Raw genomic sequence first — 16,235 nt, forward strand, 5'->3', positions numbered from 1 at the left:
CACGGGCATTTGGGATATCCGTAAACAAAATAGGCAGTATGGTGTACAGGAAATAGTTCTTCTATTGACATCATTGCTTTCGGCTCCTTACCCTTCGCTGGTGAAGACTCTCCGGACATACACCCTGCTGGCCTTGATGCCCCTGATGGCGGCGACAGCGTTTTCGCAGCCGCCCTCTGCCCATCGCTTCGCCGTGGAAGGAGATCACTTCACCCTGAACGGCAAGCCCTTCCAGGTCATCTCCGGGGAACTTCACTATGCGCGCATTCCGCGGCAGTACTGGCGGGCGCGCCTCCGCATGGCGCGAGCGATGGGCCTGAACACGATCGCAACCTACGTCTTCTGGAACGTTCATGAGCCGCAGCCCGGCGTCTTCGACTTCACGGGAAACAACGATCTCGCCTCCTTTATCAAAATGGCCCAGGAAGAGCACTTGAAGGTGCTGCTGCGCGCAGGACCCTACAGCTGCGCGGAGTGGGAGTTTGGCGGCTTTCCGGCGTGGCTGCTGAAGGATCCCAAGATGGCGACGGCGCTCAGGAGCAGGGACCCTGCGTTCATGACACCGGCCGAGCACTGGATCAGGCGCCTCGCGCAGGAACTTGGCCCGCTTCAGGTCGATAATGGCGGTCCTGTCATCGCCGTGCAGGTGGAGAACGAATACGGCAACTTCTCCAACGATCACATCTATATGAAGCAGATGTACGATCTGTTTCTGCGCGCCGGCTTCAACAAGGCACTGCTCTATACGGTCGATCCCTCCAAAGCGCTCGCCAACGGCATGATCGAGGGCGTCTATTCGGGCGTGAACTTCGGAACGGGACGCGCGAAGCCTGCCTTCGAAGCACTGGAAAAGCTTCGTCCGGGGCAGCCGCTCTTCGCCACGGAATACTGGCCCGGCTGGTTCGATCTCTGGGGACATCCTCATGAGACTCGCCCTGTCGGACCGCAACTGGAGGATCTGAATTACATCCTCAGCCACAACGGCAGCGTAAACATCTACATGATCCACGGCGGCACGAGCTTCGGCCAGATGGCAGGTGCCAGTCAAAGCACAGGGGCGTATCGCGGAAACGTCACCAGCTACGACTATGACGCGCCCATCGATGAGGCCGGGCATCCCACGGCCAAGTTCTACGCCTACCGCGACGTCATCCTGAAGTACACGCACGAGAAGCCGCTGCCGGTGCCGTCAACCACACCCGTTATAGCCATCCCTGAATTCAGGCTCGCCCCAACGGCATCGCTCTGGAAGACACTTCCCGCGCCAGTTAAAAGTGAAGAGCCGCTGACGATGGAACAACTCGACCAGAGCTACGGCTACGTGCTCTATCGCAAGCAGCTGACCGATCCTGTAGATGCCGTACTCAAGCTGGATCATCCATACGACTTCGCCGTGGTCTATCTCGATGGCAAGCAGGTCGGCACACTCGACCGCCACTATCATCAGGACGCAATTCCTCTCAAGACAGACGGCCCTTCGCGTCTCGACATTCTTGTCGAAAACACCGGACGGCTCAACTCCACCAAGTGGATGCGCGATGAGCGCAAGGGCTTTCGTGCAGCGGTGCTGGGAGAGAAGCCGCTTACAGGATGGGAGATCTATTCCCTTCCCATGCAGACGCCTCCGCAAGCAGGTGCAGCGAGCGCCGATGGTCCGCACTTCTCTTCCGGCAGCTTTACCTTGAAGACCGTCGGTGACAGCTACCTGGACATTCGCAGCCTGGGCAAAGGCCTGATCTGGATCAACGGCCACCCGCTGGGACGCTTCTGGAACATCGGGCCGCAGGGCACTCTCTATGTGCCCGCTCCATGGCTGAAAAAAGGGCGCAATGACGTGGCCATCTTCGAACTTCTCAGCACAGCGCCGTCACCCACGTTGAAGGGGCTGAACGCGGCAATTCTTGATGCACCGACACCGGGGTATGAGAGTGATCCGGAGCGACACAAGAAGAAGTCCGACGACGGAGAGTTCGGCACCAAGCTGGCAGCTCCCGCAGACGCCACGAAAAAGCCAGTTCCGTAACCTGGCCATCTTCCGTATAAGCGTTGCCTGAGATTCTGCCGTTAAGAGGTCGAGCGTAATTTGCACCTAACGCTCGTATGGCTTCTCCAGATTAAAAAACGGTGCTACCGGCAGGACGACGCTTTGCAGCGAGTCAGGCTTCGCAGGATTGAAGCGCAGCGACGGCTGGCGCAGCTGCCTGGTCAAAGGAAGACCTGCCTGCTGAATCCCAAGCACGACGCATCGCGCCAGTTCATAGGCGCCATAACCGTCGAAGTGCGTGTCGTCATGCAGCGGCTGGATCTGCCCGGGATAGGTATTGGCATCGGCATAGACGAAGAGGCTCTTTGACTTCGCCTCGCCGACTGCCTCGTAAAGTATTTTGCTCATCGCATTCAGATCGATGAGGGACACATGATCCGCATCCGCCAGCTTCTTCATGGTTTGGGGATAGGGAGCAAGAGTGTCGGTCACATGTCCGCCACGATCGTAGGTTCGCCGATTCATGCTCGTCACCAGGACCGGCGTCGCGCCTTTGCTTCGCGCCAGATTCGTGTATTTCTGGAGAAGATCTTCGTATCGCTCCGGCGACACATAGCCTTTGCCCGGCTTCTGATCGTTATGGGCGAACTGAATGAAGAGGTAGTCCCCGCGATGCAGCGTGCTGAAGATCTTGGCGAAGCGGCCTTCCCCCTCAAAGCTGGCGATCGTCTCGCCGGATTCAGCGTCATTCGCGATCGCCAACTCGGGTCCAAAGAAGCCTGGCAGCATCTGTCCCCATGCCGCCCAGGGCTCATTATCCTGATCGACGACGGTCGAGTCACCCGCAAGATAAACCGTGGGAGTCGCAGGATCGGCTGGCTGAATGCGGATGCTGCGTACCGAGGGATGGGTTCCCGCGAACTCAAGCGTCAACTTGTCGTCCCAGTTCAGTGAGTTCAACTCGCGCGGCTTGCGCTTTACGACACGCCCACCACTTCCTGCGATCTCCGGCCGCCGTACGTTGACCACGAAGCTCTCGGTGCGCGTCTTTCCCGCGGCCGTCGCCACGTGGAAGAGCATCAACCGCCTCGCTTCCGCACGGACGGTCGTTACCGCGGCGTACGATCCGCCGAGGACGACCGTGACGCGATAGTTCCCTTCCTCCAATGGAACGGAGAAGAAGAAGCCACTCTCCGAACTGCAACCGCTGGGGCTCACAGCAGGGGAGGCTTCCAGGTCGAATCCCGCTGCCTTGTCGCTGTATATGGTGGATGCCTGCAACACCGTAGTCCCGGGCGCGCTCTTTCCTGCACCACACAGAAAAGTTTGCGCAGAACACGTAACCGCCAGGCAGAGCAGAGGAAGTACGACCTTGAACATAACCACTCCGAATTGAATGCGAAATCGAGTCTTTAGATTAGAGCAAACTCCAAGCATCGCCGGAATCCACCGGCGCAGGCGCTAATCGCCCAGCACGTTCAACGTGGCAGAGACAGCAGTCTAAGGAAGTGTCTGCTGACCTTGTTGGCGTGAAATGCGGAGTGCCTCAATGCAGCGCAAAAGAATCTTCCTGAGATGCGCTGCCACCAACAAAGGCGGAGCCCCATATCAGCGCGCTCCGTCTCTTGGCAGCGGCCTTGCACATCTAGACGACGATGACTTCAATGCCTTGCTTGATAAGGCAATCCACCACGTCATCGGCGATGCCATCATCCGTAATCAGCGTGTGAATACTGGAGATCGGGCAAACCAGCGCCGGACTGACCTTGCCGATCTTCGACGAGTCGGCAACGACGATCACCTTTCGCGCCTGCCGCAGCATGGTGCTTGCGACTGCCGCCTCCTCCACCTCCAGAGTCGTCAAACCGTGCTTCAGATCGAAGCCGGTCACGGTGAGAAACGCCTTGTCCATAAACACGTCGCGCAGGAAGTTCACCGCGGCCTGACCTGCGAGCGCAAAGGTCCAGGCCCATGCCAGCGTGCCTCCGGTCAGCATGGTTTTGATCGCGGGCTGGTTGCAAAGCTCCATGCCGATGTTCACAGCATTCGTCACCACCGTGATCCCGCGGCGATAGCGCAACGCGCGGCCAATCTGCGTCGTCGTCGTCCCCGCCGTTAGGCCGATGACGTCTTTCTCTTGCACCAGATCCGCTGCCGCCAGGGCGATGCGGCGCTTCTGATCTGCTGCGCGATGCTCGCGGGCCTGGAAGGAGGTGTCGTGGCGAAACGGCTCATAGAGCAGCGGCTCGACCAGCTTCACCCCGCCGTGCGTTCGCAGGACCAGGCCTCGCCGTTCCAGACGGCCAAGATCCCTGCGGATGTTCTGCGCGGACGTGCCAACCTGCTCGGCCAGCTGCTGCACCGAGATCTCGCCTGTTCGCAGCAAGGCTTTCATGACTTGGTCGCCACGATTCTCTGTTTTGATGGACATAGGACGTCGCCAGTCTAGCGCATCGAATTCATGACGCGATATTCCAAGACCGATACCCTCCCACAAACGACTGCTTCACCATACTCTCCCTCACAATGGGCCCAGAGCCGGGCTATCCGCCCCTGCCGATACACTAGATCGGTGCGCGCTGCCAACAGCAGCCGTCGGGGCAAACATCCATGGTGAAATCCTCTTCGATTCTGCCGTTCGCGGCCTGCATCGCCTTCTCTGCCGTCTCCTTCGCACAATCCGCGTCACCACTCGTCAGTCTCGACCGCGCACCGTCCCCGTCAGAGTTTCTTCTTGCCACCGAGTCGCACGCAGCAGACCTCTATGTCTCTCCCGAGAGCCAAAATACAGTTCGTGTCGTCGCCGAAGCCTTTGCCTCCGACGTGAAACAGGTGGCCGGCGTTGCGCCGCGCCTCTTCTCCGCCCTCGATCAGCAGCATACCCAGGACATCGTGATCGTCGGCGTCCTCGGCCACTCGCCGGAGATCGATCGCCTGGTCGCGGAGCACCGGCTGGATGTCTCCGCCGTCGCCGGGCGATGGGAGAGCGCAGTCACAGCCGTCGTTCCCTCTCCCATGCCGGGCGTTCGTCGCGCACTGGTGATCGCGGGCAGTGACCGTCGTGGCGCGGCATACGCCCTGTTCACTATCTCGCGCCAGATGGGCGTCTCCCCCTGGACCTGGTGGGCCGACGTGCCGGTCGCGCATCACCGCGCCATCTATATTCGCTCCGGCTCGCATCTCCAGCACGAGCCGTCCGTGCCCTATCGCGGCATCTTTTTGAACGACGAAGACTGGGGGCTGCGCCCATGGGCGGCAAAGAAGATGGACCCCACCATCGATCGCGGCCACGGAAATATAGGCCCGCACACCTACGAACGCATCTTCGAGCTGCTGTTGCGCCTGCATGCCAACTCGCTGTGGCCAGCGATGCATCCCGGCTCACTGGCGTTTAATGCGGTGCCCGAGAATGCGAAGCTCGCCGACAAATGGGGCATTGTGATGGGCTCCTCCCACTCCGAGGCCCTGCTGCGAAATAACGTCGGCGAATGGAACCGAAAGACCGACGGCCCCTGGAACTACCAGGAGAACGCCGACGCGATGCGCGCCTACTGGGATAAACGTCTCGTGGAAAACGGTGCCTATGAGAACTTCTACACCGTTGGCCTGCGCGGATTGCACGACTCCGGTCTAGAAGCCACCGGCAGCCCCGAGGTCAAAGCCCGTCTGGTCGAAAGCGTCGTGGAGGCACAGCGGCATCTGCTCGAGCAGCGCGTGAACCCCGACATCACAAAGATCCCACAGATCATCTGGCTCTATAAGGAGTCGCTCGATCTCTATCGCGTCGGCATGAAGGTTCCGCCTGACGTCACGTTAGGCTGGACCGACGACAACTACGGCTACCTTCGCGAGCTGCCCGACGCCGAAGAGCAACGCCGCCCCGGCGGCTCCGGCATCTACTATCACGTCTCCTACTGGGGCGCTCCGCACGACTATCTCTGGCTCTGCACCACGCCGCCTGCCCTCATCCGCGAGGAGATGACCAAGGCCTACGAACACAACGCACGTCGCTACTGGGTGCTCAACGTCGGCGACCTCAAGCCAGCCGAGATCGACATCGACTACTTCATGCAGCTGGCCTGGGACGAGCCGGCTATATCACGGCTCGATCCCCAGACCTTTCTCGAGCGCTGGTTCGCCGAGCAGTTCCCCGTCACCGAAGATCACGTCAAGCCCTCCGCCTTCGCATCGCAGATGGCGCAGCTCATGACTCGCTACTACCAGCTGAACTTCATTCGCAAGCCGGAGTTCATGGGCTTCAACGGCTACAACGACGGCGTCCGCCGCACCAGCTTCAACCCCTATGCCTGGGGCACGGTTCCGCCCGAACATGGCTCGCTCGCCAACCAGAACACCGACCGCAGCCAGCACTGGCGCGAGCTGCGCCACACCGAACAAGCACTGGCGCAGCATCTTCCGGAGGCATACAAAAACGCGTTCTTCGAACTGGTGAAGTACCCGATCGAGGCCGCCGCGCAGCAGAACTTCAAGTTCCTCGAGACTGACCGCAGCTTCCTTTCATCTGCCCCCAACCTGCCACAACCGCTTGAAGATCCTACGGCGGCGGCCCGCGAGGCTCACACTGCCTACGACGAGATCCAGCAGCTCACCGCGCAGTACAACGCCCTTGCAGACGGAAAGTGGGACGGCATGATGTCCTCGCATCCGCGCAATCGCCACGTCTTCGAGATGCCCGCCACCGGTCCAGCTTCATCAGGCACCACGGAATCCACACCACCATCATGGGCGCCCCAATCCGCCTCCGCCGCGGCGAGCACCATCTCCATCGCCGCTGCTCACTTCAATCGCAGGCTGGACACCGACGTGGCGTCGTGGACGGTTATTCCTCATCTCGGCATCTCGAATGAAGCAGACGGTCCAGCCAGCGTTGTCGTCTTCGGTTCGCCCGGCCTGCTGGCCAATCAACCTGCACCCGCAAAGTCGCCGTGGATCGAGTACGACTTCACAGCTAAAACTTCAGGTCCCGCGACACTGGCCCTGCATCTGCTGCCGACCTTCCCTGTTGACTCCGAGCACCAGCTGCGCTTCGCCGTCGCCATCGACCATCAGCCCCCCATCGAACTCGACGCTGCGGCCCCGACAGAGCCCGTAGCTGCAGCCGTCGCAGGGGATGGCCCGTCAAATTCAGGCTGGGCCGAAAACGTTCTGCGCAACGACGCGATCAGCACAATCAAACTTGGTTCGCTCAACGCAGGCCATCACACGCTGACCCTCTTCTACCGCGACCCAGGCGTCGTCTTCCAGCACATCGTTCTTACGTTCCCCGGAGCCGCGCCGGCTTATCCCGTCCCTCCAGCCACTGCCCCCTCGAAGGCAGTTACACCTCACACCGCGGCAAGCAAGCGCTAACGGCTTGCGTCCGGAACCTACCAGAACGTCGATGCAATGACAGAAGGCGGTCCCGGCTCACCGTTAATTGTGTCCGTCGCAAGCACCAGTTCATAGTTCTGTTTGCCGGAAGCTCCCTTTCCGCTCTGCCATGCCTTCAGCTCTTCGTTGCTGGTGACAAACTCCGCCGCGGCCTGCGTCCCGCTCTTGCCAATCCCTGCCGCGATCAGCACACGCTGCCGAATCGTAGGATCGAAGTAATTGGCAACGATTGCATAATCCCGGCAGTCGCCCTGGACTGCCTGCATATTGTTAAATATGAGCATCGTCGCAGGCTGCTGCCGATCGAGGATCGCGCTGCTCAGCTGACCATTGCGGGAGAAGTAAAACCGCAGACTCGACGTCAGCCGCAGCGTCCACACATTATCCAGACCGCCGATCAGAATCACTGGCCCCTCCCTCAGCTCTTCCAGTGAGGTCTCTGACGATCCCTTGAGGCGGTAGCTCCGCGAATGCCTCGTCAAAAGATCGGTCATCCTGCTGTAGCTCGTAATATCGCTGATGGGAACCATATCCCGCTCGGTCATGCTGGCCAACATGTTCGGCTGTGCCGAGTTCGCGGCCCCCGTCGTTCCCTGATCCTCCGTGACTTCTCCGTGAGCTCCAAGAGAGTGGACGCCCATAACAATAAACACCTGTTCTCCTGATGACAGCAGCGGGCTCCAGAAAGAGCGGATTCCCTGCTGCTCCCTCGACCGCTCGGCAAGCAGGCCTCCGCCGATCACACCGACCAGAACCGTCATCACGGCGAGAACGCTCCAAAGTCCCATGCTCTTCGTAGCGGACGCAGAACGATGAGGCTGCACAATCGACTTCGGCGATCCGACCTCTTCGGCCTGGGCCGTGTCCAGATCTGCCTCCGTTGTCTCGTGCTCCGGCAAAAGCGGGGCGTGCGTTGCGTGCACGAACTGGGGCACATAAGAACCCACTGGAAGATAGAGCCTTAGCTCCTCCCCTGGTCCGATTTCCTGGTAGTACTGCGCGATGCGCTTGCGAATCTCGCCGGCCGTCACTCGAACGATAGGATCTGCATTCGTGTCGTAATCGCTCGGCCTCCCGAAGACGTCGGTACCCAGCGTTCGCTCCTTTAGCAGATCCGTCTTCCCTTCCAGCGTCTGCTCGACGATGAATCGTAAAAACGTCGGGTACCGTTTGCTGTTGCGAAAGTGCCTGCTGCTGACCATCTTTTCAAGATGGAGCAGGATGTAGGCACGACTGAACATCTCTCCATGAATCGAGATGCCGTCATCGGCCGAAGGTGTGATCAGATCGTGCGTTGCCATAGCCGGGTTTTCTTCTCAACTCCGATGCAGGCATTCTTAATACCCCACGGATCGGCGTATTATACGTCGATTCCGCAACCCCGCGTTCCCCCATATGAATGTGCAACTTACAGCACCTTTTCACCTCTGCTTACCGTAAGTACCTTGGTCAACCGCTGTCGCGTGCCTAACGTGTTTCTGAGCCGAGGACCGAGCTGCGCTATTCCCCTATAGAAAATCACGGGACGGTCTTCGCATTCAGAGAGGCCATAGTATGACTACGACGAAAGAAGTAAAGCCGGCATTAAAGACCGGGCTGCACGACAGGATCATGATCCCTGTACGCCGCCTAAGCAGAGCGGGAAAGCTGATCGCGTTTCCGCTGATGATTCTCCTTCTTAGTGCAACATTCTCCTTCGGACAACTCACGACATCCGACATCCTGGGCACCGTGACCGATAGCTCCGGAGCCGAACTGCCTAACGCAACCGTCACCCTCCGCAACCTTGGCACCAACAACATCCGCACGACCAAGACAAACGGCAGCGGCGACTTCTCCTTCAATCTCCTGCCGCCAGGACACTATAGTGTTCGCGTTGAAGCCAACGGCTTCAAGACAGCCACCACCGAAAGCCTCTCCGTTGAGGCCGGTGACCGTGCCCGCGCCGACACTCGTCTCACCATAGGAGCCTCCACCGAAACCATTTCGGTTGAGGCGCAGACGCCACTCCTGCAGGCGGACAGCGCCACCGTCAGTTCGACCGTGACCGCCAAGGCTGTGCAGGATCTTCCCCTCAACGGACGCAACTTCGTCCAGCTCGTCCAGATCGTTCCCGGCGCCAACGAAGGCCCCGGCAATGGCCTTAGCAGCGGTGGCCGTCCCGATGATCGCCGCACCAACGCCGCCGGAATCTCCGTCAACGGCCAGGACGACACCCTCAACAACTGGGTCGTCGACGGCATTGACGACAACGAACGCATCATCGGCTCCATCGGCATCAAGCCGAACGTCGAAGGTATCCAGGAGATCACCGTCCAGACCAACAGCTACGCCCCGGAAGCTGGCCGCACCGCTGGCGGCGTCATCAACATCGTCACCCGCTCCGGAACCAACCAGTTTCATGGCAGCGCCTACGAGTTCTTCCGCAACGATATCTTCGACGGCCGCAGCGTTCTGCAGAGCAGCGGCAACAAACCCGAGCTGCGCCAAAACCAGTTCGGTGGCAGCATCGGCGGCCCCATCTTCCGCGACAGAACCTTCTTCTATTTCGACTACGAAGGGCTGCGTCAGGTTACAGGCGTGACCTATACCAAGACCGTTCCCACGCAGGCCGAATACAACGCAATCAACGGCATTGGCGGCAGCACGCCTCAGTCGCTTCTCTCCACCGCCAACGGCACGGCAGGCCATACCATCGATCCGCTTGCCCTCAACTACCTCAAGCTCTTCCCCGCCCCCAACGCCGGCCCGGCAGGCCAGCTCACCAACAACTACATCACCAGCCCGAACAAAACACAGAGCAGCAACACCTACGACGCTCGCGTCGACCATCGCTTCAACTCGAACAACATGTTTTTCGCGCGCTTCTCCTATAACACCGTCAATACCTTTACGCCTCCGGGCCTTGGAACCCAGGACGGTCTTCAGATCAGCGGCGGACGATATGACTTTGACGGCCCAGCAACCGACGTCGCCCAGCAATATGCTCTTGGCTTCACGCACATCTTCACCTCGAACCTCCTGCTCGACCTCAGGGCAGCGTTCACCCGCATCAATAACCTCTCTCTTCCACTCAACTACGGCAAAGGAGCAAATACTCAGATCGGCTTTCCGTCGAGTCATACCTTCACCGCGACAGCAGACTCTCTGACACCAGTCTCCGTTGGCCCCTTCTCCGACATCGGTGACGGAGCCTATGTTCCCCTGCAGGACATCGACAACACCTTCCAGTACGCGGGTACGGTCAGCTGGACCAAGGGCGACCACAACTTCAAGTTCGGAGCGAGTTTCCTTCGCCGCCAGGCGCGCAATGTACAGAGCGCATCGGCGACCGGCGCCTATCAGTTCAACCTTCCGACAGACAGCAACGCCGATCAACTTACCCAGCAGAACAACCAGCTGGCCTCCACGCTTGTCGGTGCATGGGCCAGCACCACCCGCAACTACAACCTCAATTCTCCCGACTACCGCAGCTACGAGCCCAGCGGCTTTGCGCAGGACAGCTGGAAGCTCACCTCGAAGCTGACCTTAATCTATGGCCTCCGCTACGACGTCTTCACGCCCTTCACCGAGGCGCATAACCACATCTCGAACTTCGACTTCCCACAGGCACTCACTGCAAACGCATCCAGCATCAACTCCGCGTTGAAGGTCGCCGGGCAAAACGGCGTCGACGGCCGGGTCAACATCCCAATCGACTATTCCAACGTAGCCCCGCGCATCGGCTTCTCCTGGTCCGTCGCCCCCACAACGGTTATCCGTGGCGGATACGGCCTGAGCTTCTTCCCCGGAAACTACACCTCGAACGCCGACCTGAAGAACGCACCCTTCACCTCCAACTTCAGCCCCGCGTGCCAATCTGCACTCGCCGTACAGATTGAGACCGCGCAAGGCCAGCTCACCGGACAGAACCCTAGCTGCGCAACCATCACAGGTGCTCCCACCACATTCGACCAGGGACTTCCCGTCCCGGTTGCACCTGATATCACCAACCTCGCCGGCATCCCCGGCCTGTCGTTCGTCGCTGAGGCTCCTAAGTTCCGCTCCGCGATCATTCAGCAATTCAATATGCAGATCCAGCAGCAGTTCGGAGCCAATGTCTTCACCATCGGCTACGTCGGCAACATCGGCCAGCATCTGCCGGAGTCGATCAACAACATCAACCAGCCCAAGCCCTACAACCCGCTGGCTCCTCTCGGCAGCGCGGCCAATCCTGTCGGTGGAGCACGTCCTCTGAACGGTCTGTTGCCAAACCTCTCCGGCGTCAGCTACATCGATAGCGGCGGCGTCTCCAACTACAGCGCGCTGCAGGCCTCCTTTCAGCGACGCTTCACCAAGGGTCTGGCCTTCGATGCGAACTACACTTGGGCCAAGGCGCTGAGCGACATCACCGGCTTCTCCCAGCAGGGGTCCAACCAGGGGTGGAGCAACGCCGATCCAACCCGCATCCGCCAGATCGAATACGGCATCGCCGAGAACGATATCCAGAATCGGTTCGCTCTCTCGCTTAACTACGAGCTGCCGTTCGGCAAGTCCTTCACCGGTATGAAAAAAGTCGCCCTCGGCGGATGGCAGATGAACACCATCACCGTATGGCAGAGCGGCAAACCCTTCACCATTACCAGCACCGGCAGCGGCGCCGACAACCCGGTCGAAAGCGACGGCCTGAAGCACGGCTACAGCAATCGCGCCACACCACAGAACAGCGGCGGCAACGATCGTCCCAGCCAGCTCGGCGACGCCCGCGGCAACAAATCAAACGCGCAGTTCTTCAATATAGCGATGTTTGCTCCTCAACCACTCGGTACCGTTGGAACCGCACAACGCAACTCCCTCTTCGGTCCCAACTTCCGTCACGTCGATCTCTCATTGTTCAAAACCTTCCCGCTCACAGAGAGATTCAATCTTCAGTTCCGCGCAGAGAGCTACAACATCTCGAACACGCCGAACTTCTATATCGGCAACGGAACCTCCACCTCACAGTTCGGCAGCGCGACCTTCGGACAGGTCTCGCAGACCGACCCCAACTACACACCACGGCTCTATCAATTCGCACTCAAACTGCAGTTCTAAACCCGCAGCGAGAGCTTCCTGCACCTCACTCAAGGTGGCGGAAGCTCTCGCGCTGCGGCTTCTGAATCAGAAGATGTTCTACGACCAGAAGCTGAACGCCAACTTTTGCATCAGCGCGGGCCACACCCATTAGGACTCCAGCTCTTTGAGACCGGTAGAAGCCCCCGGAAGAAGTGGCGTTCGATACAAGCCGTCTTCCACCTCTGCGGGTTGCGAAAAATATTGCCGCAGATGAGGTATATGCTCCAGGAACTGAATGTCGTGATTCAAAGCGACATGGTTGAACAAAACAAGATGTTGGTGAACCTGCCCCATGTCACCAACATGGGGAACCACCGGCAGTCCAAATTTCTTCGCCATCAGACTCACAGCCAGGAATTCACTTACACCCGCAAGACGAGTACAGTCCGCCTGAACGAATTGAATGCCTCCGGACTGCATAAAGTTTTTAAAGATCACGCGATTAGGCATGTGCTCACCTGCGGCAATCCGAACTGGCGAGATGAGTTGTGCAAGCTCCACATGCGCCTGAATATCATCCGGGTGGGTTGGCTCTTCAATCCACAGCGGCAGATACGAAGCGAGCTGGCGGCACATCGTTCGCGCCTCAGGAAGGCTCCAACGCTGGTTCGCATCGAACATCAGAGTCCCGCCCTCCCCGATGGACTCTCGCAACATAGAGGCACGACGAAGATCACGAGTGTGGTCTGCGGATCCGACCTTCAACTTGAAGGCATGAAAGCCGCGATCCATAGCCTTTTTCGTCAACTCACGGACCTTCGAATCGTCATAGGCCATCCAGCCAACAGAAGTGTCGTAGCCCGGATATCCCCGCGCGATGATGCTGCTCCGCAGGCCGCGGCCGGTAACGTTTGACTGAAGCAGATCGATTGCTTCCTGGCGATCGATCACATCTTCGATATAGCTGAGATCAAGTAGATTAGCGATCTGTTCGGGAGATAGCTCAAGCAGCAGCTTCCACAATGGAAGATCGCGGCTAAGAGCCCAGAGGTCAAAGCAGGCATTGACGATCGAGGCCAGCGCAAGATGAACCACACCCTTGTGAGGCCCAAGCCAGCGAAGTACCGGATCATCCGCCATCGCTCGGGTCACTTCGCCGAACTTCGACATCAACTCCTCAAGATCCTTCCCGACCAGTTGAGCCGACAACATATCAATGGCTTCGCAAACGAGCTTGTTCCCGTATCCAAGGGTAAGAGCAAAACCTGTACCGCAAAGCTTGCCGCAACGGATACGAGTGACCGCCAGACAATACTGGGGATCGACATGAACGGCGTCACTCCCCGCACCGTGCGGAAGCGAATATCGCAGGTCAGCAGAGGAGATGGCTTCAATAATTGGCAATCAGTTACTCCTGTTGCTTCGTAATCGATCAAGACGAGGAATCAGTTCGATGAGCTCTTCTTTTCCCAGTTTTCATAGGCATTCGCAGCAAAGCGCGCCATAGCGCGGTGAAGAAAGCGTTCTGCGATCTCTGCTTCGCCATCTTGAATCAGATCAAGGATGCGTCCGTGAATTTCGAGGTCACGATTCCAGGCATCGGCCCCCTGTCCACTTCCCATCACGCGTATCCGAACAAATGCGAAGAACGGGACCAGAATTCTACGTGCCTGGTCGATCACATATTTATTGCCTCCCGACGCGACGAGGCTCAGATGGAAGGCCAGCTCAGCATCAAGCAGGGCTTCCATGTCATTCTTTTTTGCCGCGGCCCGCATCGCCTGCAAGGCGTTCTGCAACTGACTGAGATCTGCTCCCAATTCAGCAGCACGTCGAGCCGCCAAACCCTCCAGGGCGCCTCGTAGCTCATAAAGCAGCAGGACATCGTCTTTCGTCAGGTTGGTCACGCGAGCGCTTCTGCCCTCTGCTTTTGAGACGAATCCATCCTGGATCAGAATATTGATCGCTTCACGCACTGATGCTTGTGCCACCTGAAACTCGCGGGCCCACCTGTTTTCGACAACTCGGTCCCCGGGACGTAGCTCACCTCTCAAAATCTTTCGGCGAAGCTTGTCGGCAAGGACACTTTTGAGAAGCTTTTCGGGATTTTGATCTTCGCGGATACGAGCGCTCATATATGCCAACAGTCAGACTATATTACGCGAATTTTCAGAAATGAGCGCTTAAATGTTTGACAAGCATTTCGACTCTTATGTAAGTTCGCTCTCAACTATGAGCGCCCGAATCTCTCGCCGAAATCTGCTCCGCATGGGAGCGTCTGCCTCCGTCCTGCCATTTCTTTCTCGCGTCGCCTACTCGGAGGCATCGAATTCCGATCAACGAACGGCATGGTTTCGCGCGGCCAAATTTGGCATGTTTATTCACTGGGGTCCGTATTCGCTGGCAAGCGTTGAGGCATCATGGCCGATCATGCGACCGGGAAAGTGGAAGATCACAGAAGAGGAATATCGCGCTCTGCCTGCACGATTCAATCCCACAAAATACGATCCTGATCACTTCATCGATCTTGCCCGCTCTGCCGGGCAACAGTACATGGTCTTCACCACAAAACACCATGATGGCTTCTGCATGTTCGACTCGTCTTACACCAACTACAAGATTACGAAGACACCCTATGGCAAAGACATCGTAAAGGCGCTTGCCGACGCATGCGCACGCCGCAATATGCAGCTCGGGTTTTACTATTCCCCGCCCGATCTGAATCACCCGGGATTTCGCGACACCTCAAAGCCATCGAGCAGCAACTGGAATGGGGAACCGGAGAGACCGGAGTGGTCTTCCTACCTCAACTATATGGAGCTGCAGCTGACTGAACTTCTTACCCGGTATGGTGACTGCAAGTTGATCTGGTTTGACGGCCTGAATAATCAGGGAAAATACGACGGCCTTCGCTTTCAGAAGCTGATCCATTCACTACAGCCTGGCACTTTGATGAACGATCGCATCGGACTGCGAGGCGATTATGTAACTCCTGAACAATTCATACCGAAGGCGATCCCGACCAAGGATGTCGAGGTCAAGGGTGTCGACCGCAGTGTCGCTTTCCACGAGGGCGTACCCAATGCTCGTGATTTTCAACTGTGGGAGACATGTATGACCATCAACCATACATGGGCTTATAACGCGAACGATCACGATTTCAAATCATCACGTGAACTCATCCGTGGCCTGATTGAAGTCACCAGCAGAGGCGGGAACTTCCTCTTGAATATTGGACCGCAGCCTGACGGCCAGGTGCAGCCGGAGTTCGTCGAACGTCTTCAGGCAATCGGCGACTGGCTACGCATAAACGGAGAGGCGATTTACGACTCAACCTATGGACCGATTCAGGGGCTGACAAATCTTCGATCAACAGCCCGCGGGAACAATATCTACCTGCACGTCTTCGATTGGACACCTCCAAAGCTCGTGGTCTCAGGGATTCACTCGAAGGTCTTGTATGCTCGCCTCCTTGCAAACAACCAGAAGCTCGAGTTTCAACAAACAGAGCAGGGGTTGACTCTTTCCTTACCCCAGGTAAATCCTGACGAGAATGCAACAGTCATTGCGCTTGAATGCTATTAGCCAATGTTTAAAAACCAACAGCCGCGAAGCGCCATCAGGCTATCAGTGGTCTGAGGCGCTGTCAGTTGCCGCCGTTATCAGCCATGAAGAAAATGAGCGTGTTGTCGAACTGGCCTGTCCCTTCTGGATGCTTCACAACGTTGCCGACGTTCTGGTCGAGGATGTCGACCAGTCTGCGTAGACGGCATGCGTTCGGCCTTCCACTGCTTGTAGCTGGTGCGTTCCCATGCAGGCACGCGCG

Annotated in this window: 10 protein-coding genes; 5 read left to right on the forward strand and 5 right to left on the reverse strand. The window is 58.2% G+C overall.

Annotated features, from left to right (window positions below):
• Nucleotides 1-64: 64 nt before the first annotated feature.
• Complete coding sequence (locus tag PW789_RS13050; RefSeq protein WP_299377061.1) at nt 65-2,023, forward strand: beta-galactosidase family protein; 1,959 nt, start codon at nt 65-67, stop codon at nt 2,021-2,023.
• Between the two features lie 66 nt (nt 2,024-2,089).
• On the opposite strand, the gene PW789_RS13055 is transcribed toward PW789_RS13050, so the two are convergent.
• The gene (locus PW789_RS13055) at nt 2,090-3,364 is read right to left on the reverse strand and encodes a rhamnogalacturonan acetylesterase (protein ID WP_299377063.1); all 1,275 of its coding nucleotides are present in this window, start codon (nt 3,362-3,364) and stop codon (nt 2,090-2,092) included.
• Between the two features lie 265 nt (nt 3,365-3,629).
• Nucleotides 3,630-4,415: a DeoR/GlpR family DNA-binding transcription regulator gene (locus PW789_RS13060; protein WP_299377065.1), complete on the reverse strand. Its 786-nt coding sequence runs from the start codon at nt 4,413-4,415 to the stop codon at nt 3,630-3,632.
• 179 nt (nt 4,416-4,594) lie between these two features.
• Here PW789_RS13060 and PW789_RS13065 point away from each other — a divergent pair, with 179 nt between their 5' ends.
• Complete coding sequence (locus PW789_RS13065; protein ID WP_299377067.1) at nt 4,595-7,354, forward strand: glycosyl hydrolase 115 family protein; 2,760 nt, start codon at nt 4,595-4,597, stop codon at nt 7,352-7,354.
• Nucleotides 7,355-7,371: 17 nt separating this feature from the next.
• Here PW789_RS13065 and PW789_RS13070 read toward each other — a convergent pair whose 3' ends face one another.
• Nucleotides 7,372-8,676, reverse strand: a complete 1,305-nt coding sequence (locus PW789_RS13070; protein WP_299377070.1) for a hypothetical protein — start codon at nt 8,674-8,676, stop codon at nt 7,372-7,374.
• A gap of 253 nt (nt 8,677-8,929) precedes the next feature.
• On the opposite strand from PW789_RS13070, the gene PW789_RS13075 reads away from it, so the two are divergent.
• The gene (locus PW789_RS13075) at nt 8,930-12,448 is read left to right on the forward strand and encodes a TonB-dependent receptor (protein ID WP_299377072.1); all 3,519 of its coding nucleotides are present in this window, start codon (nt 8,930-8,932) and stop codon (nt 12,446-12,448) included.
• A gap of 129 nt (nt 12,449-12,577) precedes the next feature.
• On the opposite strand, the gene PW789_RS13080 is transcribed toward PW789_RS13075, so the two are convergent.
• Nucleotides 12,578-13,813, reverse strand: a complete 1,236-nt coding sequence (locus PW789_RS13080) for an enolase C-terminal domain-like protein (protein WP_299377074.1) — start codon at nt 13,811-13,813, stop codon at nt 12,578-12,580.
• A 41-nt stretch (nt 13,814-13,854) separates the two neighbouring features.
• The gene (locus PW789_RS13085) at nt 13,855-14,544 is read right to left on the reverse strand and encodes a GntR family transcriptional regulator (RefSeq protein WP_299377076.1); all 690 of its coding nucleotides are present in this window, start codon (nt 14,542-14,544) and stop codon (nt 13,855-13,857) included.
• A gap of 133 nt (nt 14,545-14,677) precedes the next feature.
• On the opposite strand from PW789_RS13085, the gene PW789_RS13090 reads away from it, so the two are divergent.
• Both PW789_RS13090 and PW789_RS13095 read left to right on the forward strand, forming a co-directional pair.
• Nucleotides 14,678-15,994 (forward strand): alpha-L-fucosidase, encoded by a 1,317-nt coding sequence (locus tag PW789_RS13090; RefSeq protein ID WP_299377078.1) that lies wholly within the window; start codon nt 14,678-14,680, stop codon nt 15,992-15,994.
• Nucleotides 15,981-16,175, forward strand: coding sequence for a hypothetical protein (locus tag PW789_RS13095; protein WP_299377080.1), 195 nt, complete (start codon nt 15,981-15,983; stop codon nt 16,173-16,175). The genes PW789_RS13090 and PW789_RS13095 overlap by 14 nt, the downstream gene beginning before the upstream one ends.
• Nucleotides 16,176-16,235 lie beyond the last annotated feature (60 nt).

Source organism: Edaphobacter sp. (assembly GCF_028283685.1).
Classification (GTDB): Bacteria; Acidobacteriota; Terriglobia; order Terriglobales; family Acidobacteriaceae; genus Edaphobacter.

Bases quoted from the DNA above. Each gene is read 5' to 3' on its own strand.
- PW789_RS13060 (WP_299377065.1), bottom strand. From the start codon at position 4,415: ATGTCCATCAAAACAGAGAATCGTGGCGACCAAGTCATGAAAGCCTTG.
- PW789_RS13070 (WP_299377070.1), bottom strand. From the start codon at position 8,676: ATGGCAACGCACGATCTGATCACACCTTCGGCCGATGACGGCATCTCG.
- PW789_RS13085 (WP_299377076.1), bottom strand. From the start codon at position 14,544: ATGAGCGCTCGTATCCGCGAAGATCAAAATCCCGAAAAGCTTCTCAAA.
- PW789_RS13075 (WP_299377072.1), top strand. From the start codon at position 8,930: ATGACTACGACGAAAGAAGTAAAGCCGGCATTAAAGACCGGGCTGCAC.
- PW789_RS13065 (WP_299377067.1), top strand. From the start codon at position 4,595: ATGGTGAAATCCTCTTCGATTCTGCCGTTCGCGGCCTGCATCGCCTTC.
- PW789_RS13090 (WP_299377078.1), top strand. From the start codon at position 14,678: ATGGGAGCGTCTGCCTCCGTCCTGCCATTTCTTTCTCGCGTCGCCTAC.
- PW789_RS13055 (WP_299377063.1), bottom strand. From the start codon at position 3,364: ATGTTCAAGGTCGTACTTCCTCTGCTCTGCCTGGCGGTTACGTGTTCT.